This is a genomic window from Mesorhizobium sp. M0139, from assembly GCF_040322455.1.
Lineage (GTDB): Bacteria > Pseudomonadota > Alphaproteobacteria > Rhizobiales > Rhizobiaceae > Mesorhizobium.
The window spans coordinates 50,213-64,307 of sequence record NZ_JAMYTN010000021.1; the positions used below are offsets into that span (position 1 = coordinate 50,213).

General features: G+C 63.2%; 11 protein-coding genes. 7 read left to right on the forward strand and 4 right to left on the reverse strand.

Translation table 11 applies throughout. The features are described from left to right. The first annotated feature begins 67 nt into the window (after positions 1-67). The 6 genes from torT (at position 68) to NKJ58_RS27705 (ending at position 8,569) form a co-directional block, all read left to right on the forward strand. A complete protein-coding gene (torT, locus tag NKJ58_RS27680; protein WP_352854291.1) occupies positions 68-1,138 on the forward strand; it encodes a TMAO reductase system periplasmic protein TorT in 1,071 nt (356 codons plus the stop codon). A 92-nt stretch (positions 1,139-1,230) separates the two neighbouring features. Further along, positions 1,231-2,715, forward strand: coding sequence for a sugar ABC transporter ATP-binding protein (locus tag NKJ58_RS27685; protein ID WP_352854293.1), 1,485 nt, complete (start codon positions 1,231-1,233; stop codon positions 2,713-2,715). Further along, positions 2,712-3,686, forward strand: coding sequence for an ABC transporter permease (locus tag NKJ58_RS27690; RefSeq protein WP_352854295.1), 975 nt, complete (start codon positions 2,712-2,714; stop codon positions 3,684-3,686). Before NKJ58_RS27685 ends, NKJ58_RS27690 begins: the two co-directional genes overlap by 4 nt. Next, the gene (locus tag NKJ58_RS27695) at positions 3,679-4,668 is read left to right on the forward strand and encodes an ABC transporter permease (RefSeq protein ID WP_352854297.1); all 990 of its coding nucleotides are present in this window, start codon (positions 3,679-3,681) and stop codon (positions 4,666-4,668) included. Before NKJ58_RS27690 ends, NKJ58_RS27695 begins: the two co-directional genes overlap by 8 nt. A gap of 16 nt (positions 4,669-4,684) precedes the next feature. Beyond that, positions 4,685-6,745: a hydantoinase/oxoprolinase family protein gene (locus NKJ58_RS27700; RefSeq protein ID WP_023749428.1), complete on the forward strand. Its 2,061-nt coding sequence runs from the start codon at positions 4,685-4,687 to the stop codon at positions 6,743-6,745. 30 nt (positions 6,746-6,775) lie between these two features. After that, a complete protein-coding gene (locus tag NKJ58_RS27705; RefSeq protein ID WP_352487241.1) occupies positions 6,776-8,569 on the forward strand; it encodes a hydantoinase B/oxoprolinase family protein in 1,794 nt (597 codons plus the stop codon). Between the two features lie 44 nt (positions 8,570-8,613). Here the strand turns inward: NKJ58_RS27705 and NKJ58_RS27710 are convergent, their stop codons facing one another. The 4 genes from NKJ58_RS27710 to NKJ58_RS27725 all read right to left on the reverse strand — a co-directional run bounded on the left by NKJ58_RS27710 (position 8,614) and on the right by NKJ58_RS27725 (position 12,591). Next, the gene (locus tag NKJ58_RS27710; protein ID WP_023782514.1) at positions 8,614-9,297 is read right to left on the reverse strand and encodes a GntR family transcriptional regulator; all 684 of its coding nucleotides are present in this window, start codon (positions 9,295-9,297) and stop codon (positions 8,614-8,616) included. An 88-nt stretch (positions 9,298-9,385) separates the two neighbouring features. Beyond that, positions 9,386-10,699 (reverse strand): aspartate aminotransferase family protein, encoded by a 1,314-nt coding sequence (locus NKJ58_RS27715; protein ID WP_352854299.1) that lies wholly within the window; start codon positions 10,697-10,699, stop codon positions 9,386-9,388. A gap of 33 nt (positions 10,700-10,732) precedes the next feature. After that, entirely contained in the window at positions 10,733-11,713 is a 981-nt protein-coding gene (locus tag NKJ58_RS27720) for a transketolase family protein (RefSeq protein WP_352854301.1), read from the reverse strand. After that, on the reverse strand, positions 11,710-12,591 hold the full coding sequence (locus NKJ58_RS27725) for a transketolase (protein WP_352854302.1): 882 nt from the start codon (positions 12,589-12,591) through the stop codon (positions 11,710-11,712). Before NKJ58_RS27725 ends, NKJ58_RS27720 begins: the two co-directional genes overlap by 4 nt. A 98-nt stretch (positions 12,592-12,689) precedes the next feature. Between NKJ58_RS27725 and NKJ58_RS27730 the strand changes: the two genes are divergently transcribed. Further along, positions 12,690-14,069, forward strand: a complete 1,380-nt coding sequence (locus NKJ58_RS27730; RefSeq protein ID WP_502902348.1) for an aminotransferase — start codon at positions 12,690-12,692, stop codon at positions 14,067-14,069. Positions 14,070-14,095: the final 26 nt, after the last annotated feature.

Sequence of the window (14,095 nt, forward strand, 5' to 3'; positions counted from 1 at the left end):
AGGCAGACCGCGGAGCCGGCGAAATCGCCGGCTCCGGACCCGGGAACACACGAAAATGGGGAATCACATGACCAAGAATCACGCTTTCCGATCCATCCTCGCGGCGGCTTTCGTCACCGGCGTGGCCGTCCTGCCCAACGCCGCCCAGGCCAAGGATTGGTGGCCCTTCAAGATCAACGCGGCCAAAGGCGGCGATCTGAAAAAAGTCGAGGCACTCGACTATGTGCCGCTGGAAAAGGCCGAGAAGCCCTGGAACCTGTGCGTCTTGTTTCCGCACCTCAAGGACAGCTACTGGGTCTCGGTCGACTACGGTATCGTTGAGGAAGCAAAGCGCCTGGGTGTCAAAGTGACGGTCCTGCAGGCTGGCGGCTATGACGCGCTGCCCAAGCAGCTGTCGCAATACGACGATTGCGTCGCATCCGGTGCCCAGGGTATCCTCGTCGCCGCCATCTCGGAAGCCGGTCTGGCGGCCAAGCTGAAGGAGGGCGACGCCAAAGGCCTTGTCCAGATCGCCGTCGCCAATCCCATTCTGGAAACTCCGATCACCGCGCGCATCACTCCCGATACCTACCAGAAGGGTTTTCAGGAGGGTGAGTACCTCAAGAAGTACCTCGGCGACAAAAAGACGACCGCGATCGGCCTGCCGGGTCCGCAGGGATCGGGCTGGGCGGAGAGCTATATGGCGGGCTTCCGCGACAGCACCAAAACCGGCAACATCAAGCTCGCGGCCGAGCTCTATGGTGAGCCCGGCGTTCCGCAAAGCCTGCGCCTCGTCGAGGACGCCCTGCAGACCTATCCCGATCTCAATGTCGTCTGGGGCGGGGCTGCTGCGGCGGAAGCGGCCGTCAGTGCCGTCGCCGACGCCGGCCGCGACGATGTCGTGATCATGTCGTCCTACGAGAACCAGACGATGCTGAAGCTGGTCAAGGAAGGCAAGGTGCTTGGCTTTGCCGCCGAGTATCCGGTCATGATGGGCCGCATCAGCGTCGACCTCGCGGTGCGCGCCTTGGAAAAGAAGGACTATGAAAAGGTTCTGCTGGTCGCGCCGGGTATCGTGACCAAGGACAACGTCGACAAAATCGACCCGACGCAGATTTTCGCGCCCGATGGGTGGAAGCCTGAATTTTCGGTACAATAGTCGCATCTTCGATGGGCGGTAGACCTCGGCCTTGGCCTGCCGCCCGTTTCGCTTCGAGTTCGGTGGTATCAGCGATGCTTGAACTTACGGGTATGACGAAGCGTTTCGGGGGTGTGGTGGCGCTTGACGGCGTCGACTTCACGCTGCTGAGCGGTGAGGTCCATGCCCTTCTCGGCGAAAACGGCGCCGGCAAGTCGACGCTCATCAATCTGATAGCGGGAACCTATGGCTGGACCGAAGGCTCGTGCCGTATCGACGGCCAAGCCGTTTCCGCGCTGACCCCACAGAAATCCCGCGATGCCGGGGTGGCGGCTGTGTTCCAGGAATTTAGTCTCGTCCCCGACCTCACGGTCGAGGAGAACCTGTTTCTTGGACGCGAGATCAAAGGACGGCTTTTCCTGAACCGGGGCGCGATGCGTGCCCGCGCGGAAGAACGCTTCCGCGACATTGGCTTTCACGTCGAGCTGGACAGCAAGATCGAAACGCTGACCCGGGCGCAAAAGCAGATGGTCGAGATTGCCAAGGGCATGCTTTCGGATGCCAAGATACTCATCCTCGACGAACCGACCGCGTCGCTTACCGACGGTGAAGCGGAAAAACTCTTCGCCGCCATCGCAGGCCTCAAGGCGCGGGGCGTCGGTATCATCTATGTGTCGCACCGCATGGCGGAGATCCGTCGGCTCGCGGACCGCGTCACGGTGCTGCGAGGAGGGCGCAAGATCGACACCTTGGCCATCGCCGCGGCATCCGACGCGACGCTCATCGAGATGATGGTCGGCCAGCCGGTCGAACGACTTTATCCGTCAATCAGCCAGCGCCCCGCCGAAATCGTGCTGGCGACCAGGGGGATCAGTGTCTCCGGCACCCTATCCGATGCCTCCATCGTGGTCAGAGCTGGCGAAATCGTCGGCCTGGCGGGCCTGGTTGGCTGCGGTCGTAGCGAACTTTGCCGAGCCGTATTCGGCCTGGAGCGTGTGACGTCCGGTGAGATCGAACTCCATGGCGAGGTGGTCAGAGCGCCAGTGCCGCACAGCATGTTGCGTGCTGGACTTTGTTACTACCCGGCCGATCGCGGCGCCGAGGGACTGGCGCTTGGCCGGCCAGGCCGCGAGAATGTGACCATGGCCGCGCTCGACGACCCGCGACTGTCCCAGGCCGGACTGCTCAAGTCCTGGCGCGAGCGCCGGGCGATAGCCGCGCCGTTGAAGACACTGGGTCTACGACCGATGGCGCCGGAACGCGCGGCGTCGTCGTTTTCGGGAGGAAACCAGCAGAAACTCGTGCTGGCGCGCGGTCTGATGCGTCCTGTCTCGGTCCATATTTTCGATGAACCGACGGTCGGCATCGACGTCGGCGCCAAAAGCGAGGTCTACCGGCTTATGAAGACCCTGGTGGAGAACGGCGCGGCCATTCTGCTGTCATCGTCCGAACTGCCAGAACTCGTTCACCTGGCCAACCGCGTCTACGTCATGCGCGAAGGGCGCATAGTCGCCGAACTCAAAGACGACGGCATCACCGAGGCCGCGGTGCTGCGTCACTATTTCGACGCCGAAACCGGCGCGACGGAGGCAGCATGAGCCCTGACACGCTGCGGCGACGTTTTGTGGAAACCGGCGGGATCGTCATCCTGCTTCTGGTCGCGGTTGCGGCCGCGGCCGCGATCATCGAACCGCGTTTTCTGAACCGCCTGAACATCCTCAACGTCCTGCGCAATTTCTCCTTCCTGGCGGTTCCGGCGATCGGCCAGATGATCGTCATGACCACCGGCGGTTTTGATCTGTCGGTCGGCGCCACGATGGCCTTGGCGTCCGTGGTCACGGCCGCGGCGATGGCCGCGATGCCCGACGCGCATGGGCTCCAGCTGCTGGTGCCGGTAGCGCTGGCCTTGGCCAGCGGCGCCTGTGTTGGCCTGGTAAACGGCACGCTGGTGGCGCGCCTTTCCCTATCACCTTTCATGGTGACATTGGCATCGTTGTCGATCGTCGCGGGACTTACGCTCTATTACACGCAGGGTATCCCGATCTATGGCGTTTCCGACGCCTTCGTCTATGCCATCGGGCGAGGGCAGGTGCTTGGCCTGCCGCCGGTCTTGCTGCTGGCGATCGTGGTGATCGCCATCGCCATCATTCTGCAGCGTCGGACCGCGCTCGGGCGCCACTTCTACGCCGTCGGCGGCAACGTCGGCGCCGCCCGACTGTCGGGAGTGCGCACACACCGCGTGTTGATTACCGCCTATGTGCTCTCCGGTCTCCTGGCCGCACTCACCGGCGTCCTGATCACCGCCCGTATCGGTTCCGGCCAGTCGACGATCGGCGGGACGCTCGGACTGGAGACGATCGCAGCGGCGGTGATCGGCGGCGTTTCATTGAGCGGCGGCTCAGGCCGCGCCGAGAACGTCGCCATGGCCGCGCTGTGCCTGGCGATCATCGCCAATGCGATGAACCTCACGCAGATCGACAGCAAATTCCAGACGCTGGTGCTGGGTTCCGTGCTCATCGGCGCACTGGCTTTCGACCGAATTGTTCAGGGGAGGCGGGCCAATGTCTGATCGTCCAGACATGGCGGCTCCGGTTATTCTTGACCGCGCTCGCCCGGACATCCGCCAGTTCGCGTCGCAGGCCAAGCTGCCGGGGCTCGTATTCCTGGCCCTGCTGGGTCTCGGTCTGCTCGACCCGCGCATTGTTTCAAGCGGCAATCTCTGGAACATCGCGATCCAGACCAGTTATCTCGCACTGTTTGCCATGGCGCAGACCATGGTGCTGCTGACGCGCGGCTTCGACCTGTCGCTTGGTTTCACCGTCTCGCTCGTCAGCGTCATATCGGCGATGGTGATGACCGGAAGCGGCGATATGCCGATCCTGTGGGGAATCGCCGCCGGCCTCGGCGTCGGGCTGCTGATCGGCGGGCTGAACGGCTTCCTCATCGCCGGTATCGGCATCAACCCGTTGGTGACGACGCTCGGCATGGCCAACATCGTCATGGCGCTGGCTTCAACCGTCAGCGGCGGCTTTCCCGTGCCGGGCGTTCCCGAGGCCTTCACGGACGCCTTGGCGGAGGGACGGCTGATCGGCATTCCGGTGCCCATCGTGTTCGCCGCGCTGTGTTTCGCACTGCTCTTCCTGGTCCTGCGCTTCACCGTGTTCGGCCGCGGCCTGTATCTCATCGGCGCCAACCCTCGCGCGGCGACGGCGGCGGGCGTTCGAACCGGACGCGTCGTTGCGATCGACTACGTGGTCTGCTCGCTGCTGGCCGCGATTGGCGCCATGCTGCTCACCGCGCGCACCGGATCGGGCGAGCCCAATCTTGGCGGCAACCTGACCCTGGAATCGATAGCGGCGGCGGTGGTCGGTGGCGTGCGCCTGACCGGCGGCGAAGGAGGCGTCACCGCGGCTCTGCTGGGTGCCCTGTTCATCACGGTCATTTCCAACGCCATGAACCTCATGCAGGTCGACGGGTATCTGCAGCAGGTTCTTTTGGGCCTCATCATTCTGGCCAGCCTGATACTGGGCCGCGATTACAAGAAACGCTAACAGCTTCGGACCTTAAATGGCTTATCAAGTCTGCATCGATATCGGCGGAACCTTCACCGATTGCCTGATTTCCGAGCCCGGTGGGAAAATCTCGATCTTCAAATCGCCCACCACGCCCGGCGAATTCGAGAAGGGATTCATCAACGTGCTGCACGTGGCGGCGGCCGGATACGGGCTCGATCCCGCGACGTTCATGACCAAGATCGACTTGATCGTACACGGCTCGACCGTCTCGACCAACGCGCTGGTCGAGCGCAAGACCGTCAAGGTCGGATTGATCCTCAACGAAGGACATCAGGACATCCTCGTCCTGCGCGAGGGGCCGCGCAAGGGCGCCTTCCAGTGGCGGCTCGACTATCCCGAGCCCTACGTCCCGCGCCACCTGACGAAGACGGCCCGGGGCCGCGTCGATGCGCGCGGGCGGGAGCTCACGCCTCTGTCGAGATCCGATGTCGAGGCGGCGATAGCCGACTTCCGGCGCTATGGGGTCGAAGCGATAGCGGTCGGTCTGCTTTGGTCGGTCGTCAATCCCATCCATGAAACAACGGTGCGCGAAATCATCGCGCAGGCATGGCCGGAGATGCCGGTGACGCTTAGCCATGAAGTCAATCCGATGTCGCGCGAGTATAAGCGCATCATCGCGGCCGCTATCGACGCGTCGATCAATCCGATCGTGCGCACCTATATCGAGGACTTGCGGCAAGCACTGTCGCAGGCTGGTTTCCAGGGCGAGCTGCTGCTGGCCAACTGCGTCGGTGGAATGATGCCTCCCGCTGAGATGCTGCGGCGGCCAATCTACAGCGTCATGTCGGGGCCGACGCTGGCGCCGATGGCCGCGCTGGCGCTGAGCGACGAAGCCAATGTCATCGTCGGTGACATGGGCGGCACCACATTCGACGTCTCGGCTTTGCGCGACCACCAGATCATCGTCACCCCGGACAGCATGATCCACGACGACTCGCTGGGGATCGCGAAGGTGGATGTGAGATCGGTCGGCGCCGGCGGCGGGTCGATTGCCTGGGTCGATGATGGCGGCCTGCTGCGGGTCGGCCCACAGAGCGCTGGCGCGCGGCCGGGGCCGGCATGCTACGGAGCGGGCGGCACCGCGCCGACGGTCACCGATGCCAATGTCGTGCTCGGCATCATTGACCCCGATTATTTTCTCGGCGGCCGGATCAAGATCAGCCGCGAACTGGCCGAGAAAGCGGTCGCGAGCATCGCGACGCGGCTCGGCATCCCGCTGCTCGACGCGGCTTACGCCATCCAGACCACCAGCAACCACAACATGGTCGGGGCCATCGAGGAAATCACCATTCGCGAGGGCATAAACCCACGCGACAGTTTCTTTGTCTGCGGCGGCGGCGCGACCGCCATCCACATCGCCGAGATGGCCGACATATTGGGCTTGAAACGCTACATGATCCCGCGCTTCATGGCTGGGTTGAGCGCGTTCGGCGGGTTGATCTCTGATATCACGCGGGAGGAAAGCGCGGTTTTCCTGACCTCGACCCGGCGCTTCGACGCCGCCGGCGTCTCCGACATCCTGGCGCGGTTGAAGGTGTCGGGCGAGGCATTCCTCGAACAGGCCGGCGTTGAGCCCGAGCTGCGGCGTTTCGAGTTCTCCTTTCTTGGTCGCTACGAGTACCAGTCCTGGGAAATCGAGGTCCATTTCGAGGCCAATGAGCCGCGCCTCGAAGCGGAAAAACTCCCAAGTCTCGTCGAAGCGTTTCATCAGATGCACGAACGCATTTATTCGATCAGATCCGACCGCGACATTGTCGAATTCACCAACTGGAAGCTGCGCGCGGTGGGCAAGCGGGCTAACCAGGATGCCTGGAAGGATTTCAGGCTGGCCGACCAGGCGACGGCGCCGGTCGCCAAGACCCATCGGTCAGCTTATTTGCATGAAACCCGGCGGACGAGCTCTCTGCCTGTTTACGACATGGACCAGCTGGGCGCGGGGGCGGCGCTTGATGGGCCATGCCTGGTGGAGGCGACGACGTTCACCGCCTTCCTCAAGGACGGACATCGCGGGCGCGTCGACCCACAAGGCAACATCGTCGTGACCGTCGATTGACACCAACCTTCCCGAGCAAGGCATCATAAAATGAATTCACCTGTCATTCGCCTGGAGACGCCAACGCGCCGCGTCGATCCGTTCCTGATGTCGGTTCTCAAAAGCCGGTTCGAGGCCGTCGTGCGGGAAATGACGCTGGTCGTGATGCGGGCCAGCCGCTCGGCGGTGATCAAGAACGCCCGCGACCTGAGCTGTGCGATCCTGACCTATGATCACCGCCTCGTTTCCACCGAGGACGCGCTGCCGATCCACGTCATGTCGATGGATCTGGCGACCCGTCCGATAACGGAGTTGTTCGACGATATCGCCGACGGCGACATCTTCCTCAACAACTGCCCATACACGGGCGGCACCCATCATGCCGACCTGATCATGGCGATGCCGATCTTTTTCGATGGCAAGCCGCTGTTCTGGGCCGTGGCGCTTTCCCATCACGCCGATACTGGCGCGCCGACGCCTTCGACATATCTGCCATTCGCCAAGAACGTTTATGAGGAAGGCATCCACTTTCCCTGCGTGCGCGTGGTCGAACAGCACAGGGAGAAGCAGGACATCCTGCGCATCGGCATGATGCGCAACCGTGTTCCAGACATCTGGCTGGGCGACGTGCGCGCCCAGATCGGCGCCTGCAGGACCGGTCGACGCCGTCTATTGGAATTGCTTGAAAAATACGGCCGCGACACGCTGCTGGATTTTGTCGAGGACTGGTTCGACTACGGTGCACGTCGCGCCATGGCCGAAATCGCCAAATTGCCGAAGGGCAAGTTCTCCTACGAGGTCCGCCATGACCCGGTCCCCGGCGTGGCGGAGGAGGGCATCCCGGTCCGGATCACCATCGATGTCGACCCTGAAGCCGGCGAGATCACGGTCGATGTGCGTGACAACATGGATAACGTCCCTGGTGGTCTCAACCTTTCGGAAAACACCTGCACGGGCTCGTGCCGCATTGGCGTCTTCAACAATCTCGACGACGGCATCCCGCACAACGAGGGCGCCAAGAGCCGGATCAAGGTGTTGATGCGGGAGGGAAGCGTGGTTGGCAAACCCCGCTACCCCGTAGGCACCTCGGTGGCGACCACCAATGTCAACGACCGGTTGATCATCGCCGGCAATTGCGTGTTCTCGACGATGGGAGAACCCTATGGCCAGGCCGAGAGCGGCTCGCACCTGCCGGCGGGGATCGGGGTGATTTCGGGCAAGGATCCGTTCAAGGACGGGCAGCCCTACGTCAACCAGGTCTTCATTGGCTACGCCGGCGGCGGCGCGCGTCACGGCTATGACGGCTGGTTGACATATTGCGGGCCGGCGAATGGCGGCCTGATCGCGCTGGATTCCGTGGAGGTGGACGAATCCATGTATCCCATCATCATTGAATCGCGCGGCGTGGTGGCGGATACCCAAGGCATTGGCGAGTTCGAGGGCGCTCCCGCGGTGGGCGGTGTCTTCTATCCCGTCGACCACGAGATGACACTGGTCTACTCGGCCGATGGCACAACCTTTCCGCCGCGCGGCGTGCTCGGCGGCGGTGACGCCAAGGCCAGTCGCAGCGCCAAGCGCGGCACGGACGGCAAGCTGGTGGAATTGCCTGCGTTCCATGAGGAGGCGTGTCGCGCCGGCGAGCGCATCGAGTTCGTTGCCTGTGGCGGCGGTGGCTACGGCGACCCGACCAAGCGCGATGTCCGCCGTGTCGCGGCCAGCGTTGACCGCGGCTGGCTGACGAGCGAAGCGGCTCGCCAATCCTACAAGGTGGCCCTGGTGCTGGACGCCGAGCAGGGCGTCTGGGTCGTCGACCAGGATGCCACCGCGCGCCTTCGGGCGGCCTGAGCCAGCGCGAAGAGAGGTCGCCAGCAAATGACCGGCGGCTTCGATCACGCCCGCTTGGCGGCCGCGTCCTGCTCGTCGAAATACCGCAACAGGTTCATGCCACCGCGCACGATGTCGCGTTCGATCGCCTTACGCGCCACCTTCTTGTTGCGGGTCCGGAACGCTTCGATCAGCGTCTCGTGCTCCTCCGCGCCGATGTAATCGTTCTCGGCCTGCAGATAATACACGTTGAGGATAGGGCCCATCGAGACCCACAGGCTTTCGATCTGGGCGATCAGCATATCCATCTTGGACAGGCGGTAGACGCCGAAGTGGAATTCACGATTGGCGCGACGGGCGCGGTCGGCATCGCCGGACGTTTCGCCGGCCACGAAATCGCGATGGATATCGACCAGTTTTTCAATGTCCGCCTCCGAAACATGCTCGACGGCGAGTTCGGCCGCTAGCCCCTCGAGCGCGATGCGAATGAGCCGGACCTGCCAGTAACGCGACCGGGTCAGCTCTGGAACGGTGATGAACCGCCCTGACCGCAGTTCCAGCGCCTGCTCGCTGACGAGCCTGAAACAGGCCTCGCGCACAGGCGTGACGCTGGTGCCCAGCCGTTGCGCCAGATCCTGCATCAACAGCCTTTCGCCGGGCCGGAAATTGCCGGCGATCAGGGCTTCGCGCAGCGAAATATAGGTTCTCGCCGACAGACTGCCTTGCTCGATTGGCTGCATCGTGCTCATGGTCCACCGCTGCAATCTTGGCCGCACCGAATCGACAACGGATAGTGCGAGACGCTCTTATATCCTATAAGTCCGTTGCGAAACATGGCTAGGAGCTGGCGGGTTTCCCAGCGGAGAGCTTGCGCAGGATTGTCTCGATGATATCCAGCGATTTGTCGACTGTCGCCCGGTCATGGCTCCCTGACAGGTAGAGACGCTTGAGCGGAAGCGGCTGGCCGATCAGCCGGTTCGCCACCATCTCTCTGCGGAATGCAAGATCGAAAACATCGTCGTTGCCCAGCAAGTCCTGGTAGTCGCGGTAAGGACCGCTGAGGAAATAGATCAGCCAGACCGAGCCAAACCCGGCGCTCTGCGCGGGCAGGCCGAGGCGATCGATAATGCCATCCAGCTGCGTGCGCATGAAAGCGCCGAGGGCAAACAGGCGGTCGTAGAAGCCTGGTTTCGACAGCTCCTCGATCGTCGCCTGCATGGCGGCGAGCGTCGACGGCGTGCCGTTGAAAGTACCGCCCATGAACACGGATCCTTCCCCGGTCCGGCCGACGAGCGCCATGAGATCGCGACGACCGGCCACCACGCCAACGGGATAGCCTGAGGAGGCCGCCTTGCCGAAGGTCGCGAGATCAGGCGTGACGTCGGCGATCGACTGATAGCCGCCGAGCGCGTGGCGAAAGCCGGTGATGACCTCGTCGAAGATCAGCACGACACCATGATCGCTGGTCAGGCGACGCAGCTCGCCCAGGAAAACATCCGTCGCGATCACCGACCCCATATTGTGAGCGATTGGCTCGATGATGATCGCCGCGACATCGCCTGGATTGGCCTTGAGATAATCCTCGACGGCGCCGGCATCGTTGTAAGGCAGCACGATGGTGTGACGGGCGGCATCCTCGAGGATGCCAGCACTGATGGGATCGTACTTGCCGATCGCCTGCGCGTGCGACTGTACGTTCATGGCGACATAGTCGTGCCAGCCATGATAGCCGCCTTGGAACTTGATGATGCGCTTGCGACCGGTGGCGGCACGGGCAAGGCGCAGGGCGTGATAGGTCGCCTCCGATCCGGAATTGCAGAAGGCGACGAGATCCGCGCAAGGGATGCAGTCGACCAGCGCCTCCGCCACCTCGATCTCTAGCCGCATCGTTCCCGCGCCGACAAGATCGATGTCCTGGGAGACCGCAGCGATGCGTTCACGCACCGCCGGATGACAGTGGCCAAGCACATTGGCGCCGAAGCCGCAATGGAAGTCGGTGTACTGGTGTCCATCGACGTCGTAGAGAAACGCACCCTGCGCCCGGGCAAACACATGCGGCGCGCCGAGCCTGCGGCTCGGGCTGAGCAATCCGCCCGGCATCACCGCACCGGCGCGCTCAATGAGTCGGGCGGTGTTATTCTGATCGGTCATCGGAATGTCCGTGCATGGCTATGGTCCGCCGGCTCAGCCGAGGGCTTCAAGAACGGTGGCCTCGATCCCCGCCGCGTCCAGCCGGTAGTGCTTGTAGAGATGCGTTGGCGGCGCAATCAGGCTGTATTCGTCGCGGATGCCATGGCGTATCAACCGTGCCGGGCTGCCCGCCTCCGCCAGGATTTCCGCCACGGCGCCGCCCAGACCGCCCAGGATATTGTGTTCCTCGATGGTTAGAATGAAGCGGGAGTGAGCCGCGGCCGAGAGCACTGCCTTCGTATCCAGTGGCTTCACCGTATGCATGTCGATCAGTCCGACGGATTTGCCCGCCGCGCGCAGCGCGCGGTAAGCCTCCCTTGAGGGATGGACCATCGAGCCACAGGCGATGATGGTCAGGTCCGATCCTTCGCCGTGAACGATCGCCTTGCCGAACTGGAAGTCGACGCCGTCGTCTTCATAGACCAGCGGTTCCTGGCCGCGGCCAATGCGGAAGTAGATTGGCTGGGCATGATTGACAGACGCCTTGACGGCGGCCGCCAGTTGCGGGCCGTCAGCCGGCGCGACGACCGTGAGGTCGGCGATGCTTCGCATGATGGCAAGATCTTCCGTCGCATGGTGGGAGGTGCCGTAGAAGCCGAGTGAAATACCGGCATGATGACCGATCAGCCGCACCGGCAGCGCCGAATAGGCGACGTCGGTTCTAATCTGTTCGCAGCACAGCAGCGCCAGGAAAGAAGCGAATGTAGCGACGAACGGCATGGCGCCGGTGCTGGCCATGCCGGCAGCAGCCGAAACCATGTTCTGCTCGGAAATGCCAAATTGCGTGAAGCGCTCGGGAAAGCGTTGCGCGAACCGCACCAGCCCGTTGGAATATTGAAGGTCGGCCGTACCGGCCAAGACCGGATAACCGTCTTCGACCAGATCAATGAGCGCGTTGGCCAGGTAACTCAGGCCAGGCGCGCGCGCGTTGATCTGGCGGTACTGCCAGGAGTTGGTATCGATCGGGCCGTTCATTGTGTTTTGCCTCCACGCTTGATCTCTTCGGCGGCCAAGGCCTCGTCCGATGGCGCGAGATAGCCCAGATGCCAGCCGGGTTCGGTTTCCATGTAACCAACGCCCTTGCCTTTGGAGGTCTTGGCAATGATGCAGACGGGCCGGGTGCGGTCTGCCTCGGCCTTCAACTGTCGCAGCAGCGTCGCCAGAGCGACGACGTCGTGCCCATCGACCTCGTGCACCTGCCAGCCGAACGCCGCCCATTTGTCGGCCAACGGTTCGATGCCGATGATGTCGTCGACCTGCCCGTCGAGCTGGTATCCGTTGCGGTCGACGATGGCGATCAGATTGCCGGCCTTATGGTGGGCGGCGGACAGCGCCGCTTCCCAGACCTGGCCCTCCTGCATCTCGCCGTCACCGAGCAGGACATAGACATCGAAGCGCCGGTTGGCCGTACGGCCGCCAAGCACCATGCCGAGGCCGCCGGACAGGGCATGGCCGATCGAGCCGGAGCTGAAATCGACGCCGGGCACCTTGCGCATGTCGGGATGATCGCCAAGCGGATTGCCGAGCCGGGTGTAGCCATCGAGGACGTCCTTGGAGAAGAAGCCCCAGTCGACCAGCAGCGGGTAAAGGCCGACCGCGGCATGTCCCTTGCCCATCAGGAAGCGGTCGCGATCCGGCCATTGCGGCTCGCCGCGCCTCAGCCGCATCGCATCGTAGTAGAGCGTGGCGAATATTTCCGCGCAGGAGAACACCGACGAATAGTGGCCCACCTTGGCGATCTGGATGAGGCGCAGCGTCTCGAGCCGGACGAACTCTGCCCTGTCGCGCAACAGGGCGATCCGCTCGGTGTCGGGTGGCAGGGTGTTGTTTGAAGGAGTGGGTGCGTTGGCCATTGGACGTCACTCTCGGGATCATTTTTTCTCGACAACTTATAAGTTATAAGATATTTGTCGCTGAAGCAACCGCCTATCTGGTCGCAAGGAGAATTTTGATGAACAACGAATCGCGCGTGCTGGACATGGCCAGGCACTTTCATTCCCAAACCGATCCACGCCTGCATGAGGATCATGGTCCGTTGACGATCGTGGCCGGCGAAGGCGCGACCGTCGCGGATGACGCGGGCAACCGCTACATCGAGGGCATGGGCGGACTCTGGTGCGCCTCGCTTGGCTTCAGCGACAGCCGGCTGGCTGTCGCTGCTGACCGCCAGATGCGCAAGCTCGCCGTCTACCACACCTTCAATCACCGCTCGAACGAGCCCACCGTCGAACTCGTCGAGCAGCTTACCGCGTTGGCGCCGTTCGACAACGCGCGCGTCTTTCTGGTCGGCTCCGGTTCCGAAGCCAATGATACGATGGTCAAGCTCGCCTGGTACTACCAAGCCGCGCGGGGGCGCCCGGAGAAACGCAAGATCATCAGCAGGTTTGGCGCCTTCCACGGCAGTACGATCATGGGCGCGGCGCTGAGTGGCCTGCCGCATATGCACAAGTCCTTCAACCTGCCGCCGCTTCCCGTCATATTCGCGGCGCGGCCATTTCACTATCTCGACGGTCTGCCGGCAGAGGCGGAGCATGACTACGCCACGCGCCTGGCCCAGGAACTCGAGGCCCTGATCCTGGCGGAGGGGCCAGAGACGATCGCCGCGATGATCGCCGAGCCAGTCATGGGCGCCGGCGGCGTGCTGGTACCGCCGGAGGGTTATTTTCCAAAGGTTCAGGCGGTGCTGCGCAAATACGACATCCTCATGCTGTCCGACGAGGTGGTCTGCGGCTTCGGACGCACCGGAAATTGGTTCGGCAGCCAGACTTTTGGCATGGAACCGGACATGCTGTCGGTCGCCAAGGGGCTTTCATCCGGTCATCTGCCCATTGGCGGCGTCATTATCTCCGACAAGGTCTACCAGTGCGTCGCCGATGAGGCCCACAAGGTCGGCGTGTTCGGCCACGGTTTCACCTATTCCGGCCATCCGGTGACAGCCGCCGTCGCCGCCGAGGCGATCAGGATCTACCGCGAGATCGATCTCGTGAGCCAGGCGCGCCGTCTCGGCGATTATCTGCATGCAGCGCTCGCGGACGCGCTCAACGACCATACACTGGTCGGCGAGGTCCGCGGCCGCGGTTTTATAGCGGGGATCCAGATCGTCGAGGATCGCGCCACCCGTCGCGCCTTTGCGCCGGAGCTGCGAATTGGCACCGATGTCGAGCGGCGGTGCCGCGAGCACGGAGTCATGATCCGCAACATGGGCGACGTGCTGGCAATCTGCCCGCCCTACGTCATCGCCCCTAAAGAGATCGATTACATGGTTGATGGCATTCGCGCGGCTCTTGATGAGACCGCGGCGGCCCATGCGCGGACTGACCAGTCGGCATGAACCCGCCCGGCGAGGCGGCGAGACAT